19 protein-coding genes and 1 pseudogene are annotated in these 16,679 nt (G+C 62.7%); 10 read left to right on the forward strand and 10 right to left on the reverse strand.

Annotated features, from left to right (window positions below):
- The first annotated feature begins 150 nt into the window (after nucleotides 1-150).
- The 4 genes from VGP39_RS12905 to VGP39_RS12920 all read left to right on the forward strand — a co-directional run bounded on the left by VGP39_RS12905 (nucleotide 151) and on the right by VGP39_RS12920 (nucleotide 4,120).
- A complete protein-coding gene (locus tag VGP39_RS12905) occupies nucleotides 151-666 on the forward strand; it encodes a TRAP transporter small permease (RefSeq protein ID WP_327568500.1) in 516 nt (171 codons plus the stop codon).
- Nucleotides 663-1,982 (forward strand): TRAP transporter large permease, encoded by a 1,320-nt coding sequence (locus VGP39_RS12910; protein ID WP_327568501.1) that lies wholly within the window; start codon nucleotides 663-665, stop codon nucleotides 1,980-1,982. The genes VGP39_RS12905 and VGP39_RS12910 overlap by 4 nt, the downstream gene beginning before the upstream one ends.
- Before the next feature lie 66 nt (nucleotides 1,983-2,048).
- A complete protein-coding gene (locus VGP39_RS12915) occupies nucleotides 2,049-3,677 on the forward strand; it encodes a choline dehydrogenase (protein ID WP_327568502.1) in 1,629 nt (542 codons plus the stop codon).
- A 26-nt stretch (nucleotides 3,678-3,703) separates the two neighbouring features.
- On the forward strand, nucleotides 3,704-4,120 hold the full coding sequence (locus tag VGP39_RS12920) for a DUF5413 family protein (protein WP_327568514.1): 417 nt from the start codon (nucleotides 3,704-3,706) through the stop codon (nucleotides 4,118-4,120).
- 27 nt (nucleotides 4,121-4,147) lie between these two features.
- On the opposite strand, the gene VGP39_RS12925 is transcribed toward VGP39_RS12920, so the two are convergent.
- The 8 genes and pseudogenes from VGP39_RS12925 to VGP39_RS12955 form a co-directional block, all read right to left on the reverse strand.
- On the reverse strand, nucleotides 4,148-4,771 hold the full coding sequence (locus VGP39_RS12925) for a hypothetical protein (RefSeq protein WP_327568503.1): 624 nt from the start codon (nucleotides 4,769-4,771) through the stop codon (nucleotides 4,148-4,150).
- A gap of 5 nt (nucleotides 4,772-4,776) precedes the next feature.
- Complete coding sequence (locus tag VGP39_RS28165) at nucleotides 4,777-5,013, reverse strand: DUF2188 domain-containing protein (protein ID WP_414644656.1); 237 nt, start codon at nucleotides 5,011-5,013, stop codon at nucleotides 4,777-4,779.
- A 137-nt stretch (nucleotides 5,014-5,150) separates the two neighbouring features.
- Complete coding sequence (locus VGP39_RS12930) at nucleotides 5,151-5,492, reverse strand: hypothetical protein (protein ID WP_414644657.1); 342 nt, start codon at nucleotides 5,490-5,492, stop codon at nucleotides 5,151-5,153.
- Between the two features lie 1,003 nt (nucleotides 5,493-6,495).
- Nucleotides 6,496-6,700, reverse strand: a pseudogene (locus VGP39_RS12935) (hypothetical protein); the annotation flags it as partial.
- Between the two features lie 2 nt (nucleotides 6,701-6,702).
- A complete protein-coding gene (locus VGP39_RS12940; protein ID WP_327568504.1) occupies nucleotides 6,703-7,509 on the reverse strand; it encodes an adenylate/guanylate cyclase domain-containing protein in 807 nt (268 codons plus the stop codon).
- Nucleotides 7,510-7,697: 188 nt separating this feature from the next.
- Nucleotides 7,698-8,189 carry a hypothetical protein gene (locus VGP39_RS12945; protein WP_327568505.1) on the reverse strand — a complete coding sequence of 164 codons (492 nt, stop codon included), beginning with the start codon at nucleotides 8,187-8,189 and terminating at the stop codon, nucleotides 7,698-7,700.
- 14 nt (nucleotides 8,190-8,203) lie between these two features.
- Nucleotides 8,204-8,557, reverse strand: coding sequence for a flagellar assembly peptidoglycan hydrolase FlgJ (gene flgJ / locus VGP39_RS12950; RefSeq protein ID WP_327568506.1), 354 nt, complete (start codon nucleotides 8,555-8,557; stop codon nucleotides 8,204-8,206).
- Nucleotides 8,557-9,681, reverse strand: a complete 1,125-nt coding sequence (locus VGP39_RS12955) for a flagellar basal body P-ring protein FlgI (protein WP_327568507.1) — start codon at nucleotides 9,679-9,681, stop codon at nucleotides 8,557-8,559. Before VGP39_RS12955 ends, flgJ begins: the two co-directional genes overlap by 1 nt.
- 262 nt (nucleotides 9,682-9,943) lie before the next feature.
- Here VGP39_RS12955 and VGP39_RS12960 point away from each other — a divergent pair, with 262 nt between their 5' ends.
- The 4 genes from VGP39_RS12960 (at nucleotide 9,944) to VGP39_RS12975 (ending at nucleotide 12,556) form a co-directional block, all read left to right on the forward strand.
- Nucleotides 9,944-10,354, forward strand: a complete 411-nt coding sequence (locus tag VGP39_RS12960; RefSeq protein WP_327568515.1) for a flagellar assembly protein FliX — start codon at nucleotides 9,944-9,946, stop codon at nucleotides 10,352-10,354.
- Nucleotides 10,355-10,564: 210 nt separating this feature from the next.
- Nucleotides 10,565-10,930: an RNA polymerase-binding protein DksA gene (gene dksA / locus VGP39_RS12965; RefSeq protein WP_327568508.1), complete on the forward strand. Its 366-nt coding sequence runs from the start codon at nucleotides 10,565-10,567 to the stop codon at nucleotides 10,928-10,930.
- A 436-nt stretch (nucleotides 10,931-11,366) separates the two neighbouring features.
- Nucleotides 11,367-11,573 carry a GSU2403 family nucleotidyltransferase fold protein gene (locus VGP39_RS12970; protein WP_327568509.1) on the forward strand — a complete coding sequence of 69 codons (207 nt, stop codon included), beginning with the start codon at nucleotides 11,367-11,369 and terminating at the stop codon, nucleotides 11,571-11,573.
- 344 nt (nucleotides 11,574-11,917) lie between these two features.
- A complete protein-coding gene (locus tag VGP39_RS12975) occupies nucleotides 11,918-12,556 on the forward strand; it encodes a PepSY-associated TM helix domain-containing protein (RefSeq protein WP_327568510.1) in 639 nt (212 codons plus the stop codon).
- A 40-nt stretch (nucleotides 12,557-12,596) separates the two neighbouring features.
- Here the strand turns inward: VGP39_RS12975 and VGP39_RS12980 are convergent, their stop codons facing one another.
- Both VGP39_RS12980 and VGP39_RS12985 read right to left on the reverse strand, forming a co-directional pair.
- Nucleotides 12,597-14,066, reverse strand: a complete 1,470-nt coding sequence (locus VGP39_RS12980; protein WP_327568511.1) for a GH1 family beta-glucosidase — start codon at nucleotides 14,064-14,066, stop codon at nucleotides 12,597-12,599.
- A 54-nt stretch (nucleotides 14,067-14,120) separates the two neighbouring features.
- A complete protein-coding gene (locus VGP39_RS12985; RefSeq protein WP_327568516.1) occupies nucleotides 14,121-15,053 on the reverse strand; it encodes a glycoside hydrolase family 16 protein in 933 nt (310 codons plus the stop codon).
- Between the two features lie 182 nt (nucleotides 15,054-15,235).
- On the opposite strand from VGP39_RS12985, the gene VGP39_RS12990 reads away from it, so the two are divergent.
- Nucleotides 15,236-16,021 (forward strand): 2-keto-4-pentenoate hydratase, encoded by a 786-nt coding sequence (locus VGP39_RS12990; RefSeq protein WP_327568512.1) that lies wholly within the window; start codon nucleotides 15,236-15,238, stop codon nucleotides 16,019-16,021.
- A 289-nt stretch (nucleotides 16,022-16,310) separates the two neighbouring features.
- Nucleotides 16,311-16,679: transposase (locus VGP39_RS12995; protein ID WP_327568513.1), on the forward strand; the 369-nt coding region annotated here is incomplete at its 3' end.

Genomic DNA, 16,679 nt, shown 5'->3' on the forward strand with positions numbered 1-16,679 from the left:
TTGAAAAAATCAACGTCGCTTGAGGTCGATCCATCCGACCGTCATTGCCGGGCTTGACCCGGCAATCAATCTTCTTCGCAACAGTCTTTTGAAGATGGACGGATACGCGGGTCAAGCCCGCGTATGACGCTTGTCCCGCCCGGAGTCCCGATGAGCGAAATACCCATAACTTCCGGCCCGTCGCTGTGGCGGCGGGTCACCGCGACTTACGGCAAAATGCTGGAAATCCTGCTCGCCGCCTGTGTCGGCATCATCGTCATTCCGGTGACGCTGCAGGTGGTCTCGCGCTACACGCCATTCATCCCGTCCTACATCTGGACCGAGGAGATGGCGCGCTTTCTGTTCGTCTGGACCATCATGGTCGGCGCCATGATCGGCGTGCGCGAAGCGCAGCATTTCGAGGTCGATGTCTGGCCCGATCTGTCGCGCCGCGGGGAGGCGTTGGTGCGCATCGTGGCGCGGATCGGCGTGCTGGCGCTGGCGCTGGTGTTCGTGTGGGCGGGTCTGGAGTTCACCCGCTTCGCGTGGAATAGGACGTCGGAGCTCGCCGACCTGCCGCTGTGGCTGATCCATATCGCCTGGCCGGTGACGGGGTTTACCTGGATCGTGTTCGCGGGTGAGCAGATCGTCGATGAAGGGCGCATCCTGTTCGGGCGCGCGCCATGAGCGGCAATGTGCTTTCCGCAGGACAGGCCGCGCTGCTGCTGTTCGGCATGTTCATCGCGCTGCTGGTCATCCGCGTGCCGGTGGCGTTTGCGCTTGGCCTCGCCTGCCTGCCGGTCCTTCTGATCGAGCCGCGGCTGTCGATGATGACGCTCGCGCAGGAAACCTTCAACGCCTACAACTCCTTCATCCTGCTGGCGGTGCCGTTCTTCCTGCTCACCGCCAACCTGATGAGCATCGGGGGCATCACCGACCGGCTGGTGGCGCTGTCGCGCTCGATGGTCGGCCACTGGCCGGGCTCGCTGGCGCAGATCAACGTGGTGCTGAGCGTGTTCTTCGCCGGCATCTCGGGGTCCTCCACGGCGGATGCCGCGAGCCAGTCGAAAATCTTCATCGATGCGCAGACCAAGGAGGGCTACGACCTCTCGTTCTCGATCGCCATTACCGCGGTGTCGGCGGTGCTCGCGGTCATCATCCCGCCGTCGATCCTGATGATCGTGTGGGGCGGGCTGATCTCGACCTCGATCGCGGCGATGTATCTGGCCGGCATCATTCCCGGCCTGTTGATCGCGGGCGCGCAGATGGCGACCGTGCACGTCTATGCGGTGCGGCGCGGCTATCCGACCTATCCGAAGGATAGCTGGCGCGAAATGCTCTGCGCGATCTGGCGCTCGCTGCCGGCACTGATGACGCCGTTCATCATCGTCGGCGGCATTCTGCTCGGCTGGTTCACCGCAACGGAATCGGCCTGCGTCGCGGTGCTTTACTCGGTTGCGCTGTCGACGTTCTTTTATCGGGAAACCGGCGTCAAGCAATTGTACAAGGCGCTGCTCGACACCGGGAAGCTCGCCGGGGTCGCGCTGTTCTGCGTCGGCACCGCCAGCGCCTTCGGCTGGCTGCTCGCCTATTACAAGATTCCGGAAGCGCTGCTGGCCAACGTCTCGACCTGGGGCATGGGACCGATCGCGGCGGGCTTCTTTATCGCATTCTGCTTTCTGGTGGTCGGATGCTTCCTCGACGCCATTCCGGCCATCGTGATCGTCGGCACCGTGCTCGAGCCGCTGGCCCGGTCGGTCGATCTGCATCCGGTGCAATTTGCAATCATCTCGATTGTCTCGCTGGCATTCGGGCTGGTGACTCCGCCCTACGGCCTGTGCCTGATGATTGCGTGTTCGATCGCGGGCGTGCGGCTGCGCTATGCGCTGAAGGACACGATGATCATGCTGGTGCCGATGATGGTGGTGCTGGCGGCGCTGATCGTCTGGCCGGAGGTGTCGCTGTTCCTGCCGCGCCTGATCGTCCCCGAAATGCTGAAATAGCCGCCGAGTCGGCGCCAGAACCGTGACCAACGAACAGTTGTCGAGCAAGGAATGTCGAGCAGCAGCATGAACAGCAAGTCCGCATCGGGACAATCCGGCACAAACGAATTCGACTACATCATCGTCGGCGCCGGATCCGCCGGATGTGTGCTGGCAAACCGCCTGAGTGCATCGGGAAAGAATTCGGTGCTGCTGCTGGAGGCTGGCCCGAAAGACAGCAATATCTGGATCCATGTGCCGCTCGGATATGGCAAGCTGTTCACGAATAAAACCGTCAACTGGATGTACCAGACCGAACCCGAGCCCGGCTTGAACGGGCGAAGCGTGTTTCAGCCGCGCGGCAAGGTGCTCGGCGGCTCCAGTTCGATCAACGGCCTGCTTTATGTCCGCGGCCAGCACGAAGATTACGACCGCTGGCGCCAGCTCGGCAACAGCGGCTGGGGGTTTGACGACGTGCTGCCGTATTTCAAGAAGGCGGAGGACCAGCAGCGCGGCGCCGACGATTTCCACGGCGCCGGCGGACCGCTGCCGGTTTCGGATTCCCGGTGCCCCGATCCGCTTTCGCAGGCCTTCATCACCGCCGCGGCCGAGACCGGCATCCCCATAAATCCCGACTTCAACGGCGCAACGCAGGAAGGCGCGGGGTGGTTTCAGACCACGACACGGCGCGGAAGACGGGCGAGCACCGCCGTGTCCTATCTTCGCCCGGTCCGGCGCCAGGCCAATCTGCAGGTTGAAACGTCCGCGCTCGCCCAGCGCATCCTGTTCGATGGACGCCGCGCGGTGGCCGTCGCGTACCGCCAGCACGGCACGCTGCAAACGGCCCGTGCGCGAAAGGAGATTCTGGTTTCAAGCGGAGCCTACAATTCGCCGCAACTGCTTCAGCTCTCCGGCGTCGGTCCCGCCGAATTGCTGACGAAGCACGGCATCGATGTGGTGCTGGATGCGCCGGGGGTGGGGCACGACCTTCAGGATCACCTGCAGGTCAGGATCGTCACGCGCTGCACGCAACGCATCACGCTCAACGATATCGCCGGCAGCCCGTTCCGCAAAATGACGACGGGACTGCGATATGCCGCATTCCGCACCGGTCCGCTCACCATTGCCGCCGGCACTTCCGGAGCGTTCTTCAAGACCAATCCGCGCCTGGCGACGCCGGACGTCCAAATCCACTTCCTGCCGTTCTCGACCGACAAGATGGGCGAAAGGCTGCATTCCTATTCCGGATTTTCGGCGTCGGTCTGCCAGTTGCGCCCCGAGAGCCGCGGTTCGCTGCGCATCAGGAGCGCCGATCCCTCGGTGCCTCCCGAGATACGGATCAACTATCTCGCCACCGAGGCGGATCGCACCGCCAATGTCGAAGGCCTGAAGATGTTGCGAAAGATATTGCGGGCGCCGGCGCTGCGCGCCCATACGATCGACGAAGTCGAACCCGGGCCCGGGGTTTCGAGCGACGAACAGCTGCTGGATTTCTGCCGCCAGCGCGGCAGCACGGTCTATCACCCGACCTCGACCTGCCGGATGGGAAACGACCCGCTCGCGGTGGTCGACCAGCGGCTTCGCCTGCGCGGCATCGAAGGCCTGCGCGTGATCGACGCTTCGATCATGCCGGACCTTGTCTCGGGCAACACCAACGCGGCGGTCATCATGATCGCCGAGAAGGCGTCGCAGATGATTTTGGAGGACGCGCGATGAGGCGGGCATGGTTCGACGCGGCCGGCGTGAAGCGATATGTGATCTTTGCGCTGCTGGGGCCATTTCTGGGCGGATTTCTGCTGCTGATCGCAACCACCGTGATGTCGGGATACTGGAACGAAACCAACCTCGGCGAGGTCAAGAAGATCTTCGTCGTGCTGTTCTCCACGCTGCAATACACCTACCTGTTCGGCATCCTGCCGGCGCTGGCGGTCGCCGCGGTGGATGACATCCTCTACCACGTCAAACGCCTCAATCCGACGCTCCGGATGCTGATCGTCGGCGCCGTGGCGTTTGCCGCGGCGGAATTGCTCTACGGCGGCAGGGGCGCCGACAGCGGCGCGCTGCAGTTCATCCTCTACGGGCTGGTCGGGTTGGTGCCGGCGATGCTGTCGTCGTGGCTGGCGCAGGACAAGAACGGGGTGGCGACTGCGCCAACGTGAGCGGCCCTGTCGGCCCCGAGCAGAGATTCACGAAAGCGGATTGTTGCCGACCCAGACTTTCATTTCCGCCAAAAGTTCGCCGATCGGCAGGTCGGCCGCATCGGCCGGCGAAAACCCGCGCGTGGCAGTCAGGTCGTAAGTGGTATCTGCCATAAAATCGTTAAATCGGGCCCAAAATTTGCCGGGACCCGGTGCGCGCAGTTGCGTCTGGCTGTTTAGCCAATTTCTTACCTTGGCGGAGATCAGGTCCGGTTTGTTTTCGTGAGCCTCGATGTCGGAATTCGACAGGTCGGAGATCGCGGCTTGATATCGGTATTTTTGCGCCTCAAGAATGAGGCATCGCTTCCTCGCCCATTGGCCCTTCTTGAAAAATCTGCAGCCGATATCGATGCCGAGCTCGTACGGCATATTCAATCGAAAGAGTTCGCCCTCCTTGTCTGCCTGCAATCTCGACAGATCGTGGATGGCAAATTTGGACTGCTGCACTAGCGCGATAATTCTATCAAATCGAGGGCGTCCGGAATCAGGCGATTCGAGAGCAATCCTCGGCGCGAATCCGAGGTCGACGACGGTGAATAACAGCGGACGCAACAGCGAAAGATAATCGGAATCAAACGGGCAGTTGACGAAAACGTTCTTGTGAAACGGCATCCCGCCTATCCGCGTTTGCCGCGCTGCGGCGAGCGGTCATCGGCGTAACTGTCCCAGCGCTTGACCGTGCCATCCCTGCGATGCACATAAAGGTTGGTTCGTTCGCGCCTTGCCAGATCCCTGGCGTATCTCACTGCATCTGATTGCCTCTCGAACCTTCGACTGGCACGGGAAGCGCCCGACGCGTGAACGCTCCAGCCGCCGGCGATACTGGCAATGACATGTCGATCTTTCGTGGCCATCTTGTTCCTGTCGCAATCAGTGCCAAAAGCTAGATGGGGCACGCTTGAATCGCAAGTCTTTCGATGCTCGCGCGGATTAAGCGAACGGCAGGATATTCCCGTTATACGCGCACGGATTGGCGCGCCCGTCGGGTTCGCTACAGCGACCGGCTCACCGCCAGCGGCGAGATATTCCGCGGGCTTGGTGCCGCGCGCTGCCCCGCGGCGGTGTAGGTGTTGGGCACGTTGCGGCGCTGCAGTTCGGCGTTGACGCCGCGCACGATGCCTTCGGACACCGCTTGCGCGGTGGCGAGTACGGTGAGATTGACCTGCGGCATGGCGCGAAACGTGTCGTGATGGCGAGTGAGCAGCTCCGGCATGGCGCGCGCCAGATAACTCTGGCTGCTTTTCAGATGCGCGATGGTGCCGACATAGCGGCGCGACAGTTCGGACTTCTTGCCCTCCAGCGCATCGCCTCGCGCACACTCGTTTGAGCCGATACGATGCTTGCAGCGACTACATCTCGATCGGGCTGTCCGGAGACAAATGACACCCGAGGTTCAGCTGTCCGCTATCGAGGCTCGATACCGTGCGCTACCTGTTTCGATTCTCTGCGGTGACCCGAAATTTCCCCCCAGCCAGCATGCCGGTGCAATACCACCAGGATCGTTGTCGGTCCCAGCCCAGGAACATTTTGGTTTCTACGCATTGCGCGTAATCCCTGTGGGTGAGTGTGTCTTTGCACGTTGCTGAGAAGACGGAGAAATATCCCGCCGATTCGCTGCATCCAACCCACGGGTCCTTGCCGCGTTTGAAGCTTGATTCGCAACCATCGTTGCAACTGCTGGCCTCTCTCTCGAGCCGGGCAAGCTTCGCCATGACAGGACCCCGCGCAGCCGACGGCGTCCCGGTCGTCGGCGCCCCAGTCGCCGTTTGAGTGGATCGCGATGTCCGGCCCGCTCGGTGTGCCACCCGACCGGACCCTTGTTGCGTTACCTCCGGCCGTTGCGGCCTTGCCACCTGCCTCGGCGCTTCGACCGTGATCTTGGGAAGCTGGGTGCCGGAGCCCGTTGCGGTTTGTGACATTGCCGTACCACTCAGGCTGCTCAGCAATGCGGTTGACAGGATAGCGATAACTGAGGGCGAGACGGATCCGGATGACAATCTCATGATCATATCCTTCCGAGCCAAGACGGACTTTGCCGTCTCAATGTGCAAGATACCACGCAAACTAGTCCGAATTTCCGCATTGGGCCACTGAGGCCAGCAATATATTTTCGGCGTCGCCGTCGACATGTCAGGAGAACGCTGACCGCTCGCTTGAAGCGTAACGACGTCCGCTTCTGTGAAGGTAAAGCGGACATGGCGGAACTGTCGCTGCAATGGCTTGTGAACAGCGCCGTTTCCCGTTGACGACCTGCAACGACCTACTCAGCGCCGGCGGCGAGATATTCTGCGGCTCGGTGTCCCGGCCGGAGAGGGGAAGGGAACGCGGGGCGAATCCTACAGCGACCTGCTCACCGCCAGCGGCGAGATATTTCGCGGGCTCGGCGCTGCGCGCTGGCCGGCTTGCGGTGTAGGTGTTCGGTACGTTGCGGCGCTGCAGTTCGACGTTGACGCCGCGCACGATGCCTTCGGACACCGCATGCGCGGTGGCGAGTACGGTGATATTGACCTGCAGCATGGCGCGGAAAGTGTCGTGATGGCTCGTTACGGCGGCATAACTCGGGTGGCATAGGCTTTAACCGGCTCTGGATAGCCCTTGAGCTCCAGGTTGCACGGCTCGGCCGCAATTTCGGCTGACACATGCTTCCATACCGCTTCGCTCATGATCATCTCGCCGCCCTTGGCGGCGGCGACGAGACGCGCGCAGAAATTCATCGGGTCACCAAGGGCCGCGAATTGATAGTTGCCACCCTCGACGCCGATCGAGCCGACGAAGGTCTTGCCGCTATGGACGCCGACGCCGATCGAGAGCCATGGACCCGCGGGATCGGCGTGTCCGGTGGCGCGCAGAAGCTCAAGCCCGGCGGCGACCACGCGCTGGCGATAGTCGGAGCCGGTGAAGCCCGGGAGATAAAGCCCGATCACCTCGTCGCCCACCATCTTGTCCACCACGGCATCGGTTTTGGTGAACACCTTCATCGCGATCTGGAAGAAGCGCTGCATCAGCGCGGCGAATTCGGCCGGACGCATGCCCGCAGCAAGCTTAGTCGAGCCGCGCACGTCGGCATACAGCATTGCAATCTGGATCTCCGCGCCGCCGCGCTCCTTGGCCAGCACCTTCTCGCATTGCCCGCAGAAGTGCGGATTGCGCCGCCATGGCCCGAAGCCCATCAGACGGAACGCAGGTGCGGTGAAACCGTCGAACCCCACGCAGCACAGGCGGCAGCGGTCGCCGGCGGTGGGCGATAGCAGGCGCATCATTTTACGGCCGCGGCGCAGGGCAGGATGCTCACCCGAGAGCATCTGTTGCCAAAACGCGTTGAGGTTCTGGTCGTCGGTGGAATCCGTCATGTGGCCTCCCGCGGCAAAAGCTTGCCTGGTTGAGCGACGGTTGCCGAGGTGATGGTACTGGAGGCGCGGAAAGAAGCAACCTGGCGGCAAGGCGAGCGGCGCGCTGGTTTGCGCGCTCAGTCCGGAGCCAGCGATCAGGCCGAGCTGCCATAGCCGAGCAGAGCGCGTTGCGCGCTCGGACTGGATGCCTACAGCGACCTGCTCACCGCCAGCGGCGAGATGTTGCGCGGGCTCGGCGCGGCGCGCTGGCCGCTTGCGGTGTAGGTATTCGGCACGTTGCGGCGCTGCAGTTCGACGTTGACGCCGCGCACGATGCCTTCGGACACCGCATGCGCGGTGGCAAGCACGGTGAGATTGACCTGCAGCATGGCGCGAAAGGTGTCGTGATGGCGGTGCAGGGCAGAAAGCAGCTCCGGCGTGGCGCGGGCGAGATAGCTCTGGCTGCTTTTCAGATGCGCGATGGTGCCGACATAGCGGCGCGACAGCTCGGACTTCTTTCCCTCCAGCGCCATCGCCTCGCGCACCTTGCCGGCGCGGACCAGTTCGGTCTCGCGCTCGATGACGCCGAGCAGCGCGCTCATCACTTCCATCAGCCCTTCGGCAAGCTTTTTGGCGTCGTCAGGCGTTGCGGCCAGCGGGACGGCTGATGGCAGCGGCTGGCGCAGCAGGGAAGGGCTCATGTCGGTGTCTCCAGTCAGCCGGCGCGGCCCGCCTGCTGCATGATAAGCGTGCGATAGACGTCGTTGGAAATGCCGACGCCGCCGGCCTTGGCAAAGGATTTTGAATATTCTTCGGTGAGCATCGAACGCCACACGCCGGTGCCCGGCGTGTCGCCGAACGGGCCTTCGCCCTTGATGCCCGAGGTCATCTGCGAGAACATCGAATTCAGGAACACGGATTCGAAATCCTGCGCCGAAGCCTTGGCCTTCATCTGAGCATGCGGCGAGACTTTCTTCAATGCATCGGCAAGCGCGTAGTCCGGGCGGCCGTTGAGCATCGGCATCACGGCCTTGGCGGGCATGCTGCTGTTGATCGCCCCGCTCGGCATCACATCACCTCGATGTCGGCCTGGATCGCGCCGGCGGCCTTGATCGCCTGCAGGATGCCGATCAGATCGCGCGGGCCGATGCCCAATCCGTTGAGGCCGTCGACCAGCTGCTGCAGCGAGACGCCGTCCTTCACCAGCGCCAGCTTCTTGCCGTCCTCGCTAACCCCGATGCTGGTGCGCGGCGTTACCACGGTGCGGCCGCGTGCGAACGGCTGCGGCTGGCTGACCTGCGGACTTTCCGAAATCGAGACGGTGAGATTGCCTTGCGCCACCGCGACGGTGGCGACGCGGACGTCGCGGCCCATCACGATGATGCCGGAGCGTTCGTCGATGATGATTTTTGCGGCCAGATCCGGCTCGATCTGCAACTGTTCGATCTCGGTGAGCAGCGCCACCACATTGCTCTTGAATTCCGCCGGCACCGATAGCTGCACGGTGGACGGATCGATCGGCTCCGCGGTCTTGGTGCCGAGGAAATCGTTGACCGCGGCGGCGATGCGTTTTGCGGTGGTGAAATCCGGATTGCGCAGCGCGAGGCGCACATTGGGCAGGCGATTGAGCGCGAACTCGATCTCGCGCTCGATGATGGCGCCGTTGGCGATGCGGCCCACCGTCGGCACGCCCTTGGTGATGCTGGCCGCTTGGCCCTCGGCCTGGAAGCCGCCGATCGCCACCGAGCCTTGCGCCACCGCATAGACGTTGCCGTCGGCGCCGAGCAGGGGAGTGACGAGCAGCGTGCCGCCCTGCAGATTCTTGGCATCGCCCAGCGCCGACACCGTGACATCCATACGTGTGCCCTGGGTGCCGAATGCCGGCAGGTTGCCGGTCACCATGACGGCGGCGACATTGCCGGTGCGGATGGTGGCGCCGCGGATGTTGACGCCCATGCGCTCCAGCATCGCCTGCAGCGACTGCTTGGTGAAGGGAATGTTGTTCAGGGTGTCGCCTGAGCCGTTGAGGCCGACCACGAGGCCGTAGCCGATCAGCTGGTTCTGCCGCACGCCCTCGATATTGGCGAGATCCTTGATCCGCGACGCCGCGCCCGCGGAGACGGCGGACAACACCAGCACGGCGAGCGCCGCGCAGGCCATCTGGATCGGTTTTCCCGCACGCGTAACTGGCATCCTCTGCTCCCCGCTCAGGTTTTGGCGGATACGGACTTCACGCTCCCACATGAAGTTGATCCGGCCTTAACCATGCGAGCGCCGTGCCATGGCCGCGGATTCGCTCAACCATTTGAACGGATTGATTAATTTGAAAAAGAGCGCCGCCATGCCGGCCCAAGCGGAGCGGCGAAGTTGCCGCGGCGGCAGATTTTGCCGGGCCGTTTACCTGGCCTTAACCATAAACCGACGAAGCTCCGGCCAGTCACTTTTGGGCATCGCGATGCGAATTTACGGACCGAATGGCACCACGCATGGGGCTCCGGCAGCTTCCGCCCGTCGCGCCGGCTCCAGCGCTTTTGCGCTGCCCGACGCGGTTGCGGCGCCCGAGACCCGCTCGGCCGCCGCGCCAAAAGCGGCCGGGAATATCGACGCGTTGCTGGCGATGCAGGGCATCGAAGACCCGGGCGAACGCCGCAAGCGCTCGGTGCAGCGCGGCCGCGGCGCGCTGGACGTGCTCGACGCCCTCAAGATCGGGCTGCTGTCGGGCAACTTCGACGCCTCCACCGTAAACCGGTTGCGCGATGCCGCGGCCAACCTCAAATCCTCATCCGGCGACCCCGGTCTGGATGCGGTGCTGTCCGAGATCGAATTGCGGGTCGAGGTCGAACTGGCCAAAGCCGGGCAATTCTGAGGCGCCTATCCGCCTTTTCAGTTATCGACAGGTTCCTGCGGTGAAACCCGGCGGTGCGCGGGTTTTGACCTTGCGGACGATATTGTCTGTCACAGGAGGCCGCTATATAAGGCGCGCGCGGACGGAGCGTTTTCCGTCCGCCTTGCACGTACAGATGGGCTGACCTTGGAAAAGTTGAAGAACTATCGACCCTCCGAAAAAGAGCCTTTCATGAACGACCGCCAGCGCGATTATTTTCGCTCAAAGCTGCTGGCCTGGAAGGACGAAATTTTACGGGAATCGCGGATCACGCTGCAGACGCTGCAGGAGGAGAACGTCAATCATCCTGATCTGGCCGACCGCGCTTCCTCCGAAACCGATCGCGCGATCGAACTGCGCGCCCGCGACCGCCAGCGCAAGCTGATCTCCAAGATCGACGCGGCGCTGCAGCGCATCGAGGACAACAGCTACGGCTATTGCGAGGAGACCGGCGAGCCGATCTCGCTGAAGCGGCTCGAGGCCCGCCCGATCGCCACGCTCTCGGTCGAAGCCCAGGAGCGCCACGAGAAGCGCGAGAAGGTGTATCGGGACGAGTAGGGGGGCGCGCCCAACCGTCGGCGCCGGATGCGCAGAAGGCGTCCTCCAAAAGCCGCCACGATCGACGATTGTGTGTATCTTTCCATCATAAACGACTGATAAAAATACAATTATCCCGCATTTTGCGTTTTTATGCCTTTGCGGGATAATCGCTCGATGGCAACCCAGATCCTTTCGGCACGCATCTGCTGGTGATCGGCACCAACGCGGGTCCCAGCCTATTCGTCGAGGCAGAAACGCAGGATTTCGGCCGAGGTCGCCGGCGACGAGGACAACCCGGTGTGGACGATGTTGAAGTCCGTCGACAGCACCTACACCGTCAACACCGAACGCACATTCCAGGCCCGCAACGCGAAGGCCTACGAGGCCGAGCTTCTGGTGGCTCCCTTGAGGGTCAAGACCATGGGCCCGCAACGTCCGGCCGACGCCCGTCCCTTTGGACGAGCAGGAGTGGCTGTTGAACGGCCGTTTCGTCACCCGCGTGGTCGTGGCGAGAGACGCGACCCCGGCAAGGCTGGTCGTTCCAGATCCGAGATGGTTTGCCTTGCAGAAATTATGGATGTCCGCGCAACCCAAGCGCAATCCGCTGAAGCGCGCCAAGGACGCAAAGCAGGGCATCGCGTTGCCGGATGCGATCCAGTAGGGAATGCCGCAATTCAAGATGGACGAAGCATTCGAAGCGGAAATTCCCACTGAACTCGGTCCTTATTATCGAAGCTGGAAGGCCGGGCGGAAAAACGGCGAAACGAAATCTTCAGGTGGCAAGAATTCGAATTGACAAAATACCAAGGCAGCAAGGCCGGCGCTTCGGCGCGCCGCGACGCAGCCTGGTGCGGATCGCGTGGTCCGCATCCTGAACCGCGTCGCATTGAATTCATGCCCCTCGCTTTCGCCTTTCGATGGCTGGTCTATGAATGCAATATGAGGTTGGTCGCCGATCAGCCCTGATGGCTTGCGAGCGACCACTTTACCGGGGAGGGTTACGGCATGTCAGTTTCCGAGCCGACGCAGCCCGGTACCGTGCTTGGGCCGCCGCCGCCTGCACCTCGAATAGCAAGCCGGACGGAGCAGCAAGCATCGACGCTGCGCCTCGCGCGTTCCCTGCGCTGGGTGCACAAGTGGGTGGGCGCCCTGCTGGCCCTCATCATGGTGACGCTATCGGTCACCGGCATATTCGTCGCTTTCAAGAATGAAGTTGAATACCTTCAGCCGGCGGGACGCTCGGGCAGCGCCGGCAACATCGCGGCGGCGATTCCGCCCGCGCGGGTCGCGGAAATAATCCTCGCGCTCCAGCTTCCCGAGGCCCCGACGCTGAAACAGATCAACCGCATCGAACTCCGCCCGTCCAAACGGATGTACAAGGTGCGCCTGGAGCCGGCCAGCGCCTGGAGCTCGCCGCGGGAAATTCAGGTCGATGCCATGACCGGCGGCATCCTCAATGATGGCGTGCGCGGCGATCAACTGTGGATGGACCTGCACAGCCTCGCTGTGTTCGGCGTGACCGCCAAGATCGTCACGATGACAATCTCCGGACTGGCTTTGCTCTGGCTGGGCCTGTCGGGCCTCTATTTATTCTTTTATCCCCGATGGTTCAGGGCCCGCCTTCGCCGGCATGCGCGGGAGTAAGCACGCGCAACGGCAAATCGCATTAGTCTCTGCCCCGGGCTCATGGACCGATCGCATTTCGCGCGACGACGTCGCGGAAAAACGACACGCTGAGTTTTGGCGTCCGAAGCTGCGTGTCGAAGTCCACCCGATACAGCCCGAAGCGTTGTTCAAATCCGTATATCCATTCGAAATTATCCATCAGGCTCCACAGAAAATATCCGCGAACCGGCACGCCGTCGGACGTCGCGCGCTGCAATTGCGCCAGGTAGTTGCGCAGGTACATGATGCGGTCGAGATCGTACACTTGGCCGTCGGCGGCGGGTTTGTCGTCTCCGGAGGTGCCGTTTTCGCTGATGTAGATGGCATCGATGTTCCAGACCTTCGCCGCCAGCCGCGGCACCCAGTAGGCCGTCTCCGGGCCGATCCTGAGCCAATCGACGTTCATATGCGGAAAGGAGGCGGGAAACGGCAGAACGGTGAATCCCGGCGCGCGGTCGGACGCGACCACGTAATATTGCGGGGCATAGATGTTCAAGCCGACGAAATCATTCGGAGAGGAAATGATCTTCAATTCCTCCGCGGTGAATTTGGGGGCGTTCACGCCGGCATATTCGAGAAAGCCGTCGGTGTATTTGCCCTCCAGGATGACGCCCAGAAAGCCGGCATTCAACTCGCGCGTCGCGATCTCCGCCGCGCGAATGTTGGCGGGCGTAGCGATCGCCGGCAGGCAGGCCGCGATGTTCTCGGCAGGGCCGACCTTGGTGCCCGCGCGCCCTCGGGCGCGGATTGACTGCACGGCAAGACCGTGAGCCAGCGCGACGTTATGACGTACCTGGTTGAGCTTTGCCTCGGAGAGTTTGAGGCCTGGCGCATCGATGCCCCACCCATAGCCAAAATTCACGAATCTGCCGGGTTCGTTGACGGTGAAGAATGACGTGACGCGATCGCTCAAGCGCTCCGCCACATAGCCCGCGTAATCGGCGAACGCCTTGGACGTATCGGTTGACTGCCATCCGCCGAACCTGTCCTGCAGCGACTGCGGCAAATCCCAATGATACAGGGTGGCGAACGGCTCGATGCCGCCCGCCAGCAACTCGTCCAGCAGCCGGTCATAGAAATCGAGGCCTTTCGGATTCGCGTTGCCCGTTCCGTCGGGAAATACCCGCGGCCACGCAATCGAAAATCGATACGCCTTCACGCCCAATTCCTTGATCAGGCCGACGTCTTCCTTGTAGCGGTGATAGTGATCATTGGCACGGTCGGCGTTGCTGTGATCGCCGATCTTGCCGGGGGTGTGGGCGAAGGTGTCCCAGATCGAGCGTCCCCGGCCGTCTTCGTCGACCGCGCCTTCGATCTGATACGCGGAGGTGGCCGTACCCCATAGAAAGCCGTCCGGGAAACCGGCGACGCCGTCCCGCTCGAGCGCGCCTTTGGACTGTTCGCTCTCTGACTTCGCCGGCTTGGTCATTCCAAGGGCGGAAAAGCCTGCAAGCCTCGCAAAGTGCCGGCGCGAGAACTTACCCAGCATGGACTTCCCCCCGTCTGGTTCGGCATCCGCACGCCGGCCAGGGCGCGATGTATATCACGGATCGATTTGATAGGCGGAAATCCTGTCGATTTCGAATGCGACCGTCACCGGCGTTTCAGCGTCGACCACGCCGACGCCGCCGAAGAACTTCGAGCCCATCGCCAGGTTCACGATCATGTACATCGGGTCTTCGAAGCCGACAGGGACCCTGGCATCGGTCACGGGCTTGCGGTCGATGAAATAGACAAGGCGATCGGGCGCCCATAGCACGCCGTAGTCATGAAACTGGCCGGGCGCGTCCGGCACCCGGAAGTCAAACCCGCAGGATTCCACTTTACCGGTGGCCGGAATGCGCCAATGCGTCGTCATCACCAGGTCGCCCGGCCGCCCTCCGCGCCCCTCCATCACGTCGATTTCGGGCGGCCAGCCGCCGTCATTTGCGAGCATCCAAAACGCCGGCCAAACCCCGGTGCCGACTGGTATCTTTGCACGGATCTCGAAGTATCCGTATTTTTGCGCAAATGAGCTTTGGGTGGTGAGTATGCCCGACACATATTCATTATCGAACAGCAGCGTCTTCAACGCGGCAGGCGTACGGCTTGCGACGATCGACAGAATTCCATCTTGAATCTTGAAGGGATCGAGCCCCAGCGGCGTTATTGAGCGTCCGCCATAGCGTGGATCCACATATATCTGCTGTTCGCCGTTGTAACTGGTTTTGCGTTTGAAGTCGGAGCCGTCTCCTCCCCAGTAGCGGGCCTCCGGCCAGGCGGCGCCCCCGGCGTAGTGAGGCACCCACTTTCCGTTCACCAATGGATGGGTGTCGAAATCGTCGTGAAAGGTTCGGTGCAGGGACACCGAGCCGAGCGGAGCGGCATCCGACGTCTCGAGGCGCCGGCATCGCTCGCCGGGCGGATCGGCGGTGACTTGAAGGGTAAGGCGGGTAGGCGTGGTCTGGAGGTCGTCTTGCGCACACGCCGGCGTCATGGCGAGGAAGCAACCGGCCGCAATCATTCCGGTGGCCAGTTTCTTCGATCCGCGGCGGGACAAGTGAGATGTCATTCTGCCGCTGGCCGTCGCCAATGCACGCATGATCCGGGCCCTTTTACCGGGTGCATGATAGCAAATGTCGTCATACAGTCTTGCCCGAAACAACGAAAGTCCTTTCAATGAACGAATCTCTCGAAGCTGCAAAGGCCATCACGGCCGCCCGCCGCAGTCGCAGGCCGCTGCAGCCGCTGGCTGCCGAGTTCGCCCCGCAGAATGAAGCCGAGGGCTATCGCATTCAGGACGCGGTTCACGCGCTGCTGGCGGCGGATGCCGGGCCGCTGGTCGGCTACAAGATCGGCTGCACCAGCGCGGTGATGCAGCAATACATCGGCATCCCGCACCCGTGCGGCGGCGGCGTGTTCGCCAACGGCGTTCATGACAGCGGCGTCAGCCTGCGCCACGGCGATTTCCTCCGCGTCGGCGTCGAATGCGAAATCGCCGTGCGGCTCGCGCGCGACCTTGCGCCGACGGGCGCCGCGTTCACCGCGGACAGCGTTGCGCCGGCGGTCGACGCCTATCATCCGGCCATCGAGATCGTCGACGACCGTTACGCCGACTGGCGCAGCATCGGCGCGCCGACCCTGGTCGCCGACGATTTCTTTGCCGCCGGCTGCGTGCTCGGCGCTCCGGTTTTGCGCGCAGCGGCGCCGGACCTGCTGCAGGTGACAGGCCGCGCCGCGATCAACGGCATCGAGGCGGGACGCGGCACCGGCGCCGACGTGCTCGGCCATCCGCTTGCCGCGCTGGCATGGCTGGCCAATCACCTGGCCGGCGGCGGCAAGCAGCTTCGCGCCGGCGAGATCGTGCTCACGGGCAGCCTGGTCAAGACGTTGTGGCTCAACGCCGGCGACAAGGCGGTGATGGAACTGTCGGGGCTCGGGAGCGTCGCTGCGGAGTTTGCGTGACGTCGTAACCACGGGATGGCAGAACGACCACGGCCTCCGCCAGGGGAGCTGACGAAGGCCGCGTCGACCGCCGTGTCGCTTAAGTCGCGAGTCGGCGTGGGAGCTTCTTGCGTCATCCTGAGGTGCCGTCGCTCTTGCGACGGCCTCGAAGGATGGCAGCGGGTCGTGGCCTATCCTTCGAGGCCCGGCTGCGCCGGGCACCTCAGAGCCTGATCGAAAAAGAAAGTTGAGTGATTCCAGTCCGTTGTGATTCCTTCGTGTTTGCGAAGACTCGAGGGAGGATCACAACATGTCTTGGACTGAAATCACCCGCAAACAACATCAGCGCGACGAGCTGCGTTATGCAAGTGACTTGAGGGATGCGGAGTGGAAATTAATTGAACCGTTGATGCCGCCGGCATGCCGGCGCGGCCGTCCCCGTGAAGTCACTCTGCGCGTGATCATGAATGCGATCCTCTACATTGCGGGCACCGGCTGCCAATGGCGCGCGCTGCCAAAAGACTCCCCGCCATGTTCGACGGTTCGATACTACTTCTACAAATGGCGCGGTTCCGGCTTGTGGCGCGCGGTCAATGGCGCCTTGGTTCGACGGATGCGCGAGAAGCAAGGACGCAAGCCCACTCCAACGGCCGGCATTATCGACAGTCAAAGCGTGAAA

This window comes from Bradyrhizobium sp., assembly GCF_036009065.1.
GTDB lineage: Bacteria > Pseudomonadota > Alphaproteobacteria > Rhizobiales > Xanthobacteraceae > Bradyrhizobium.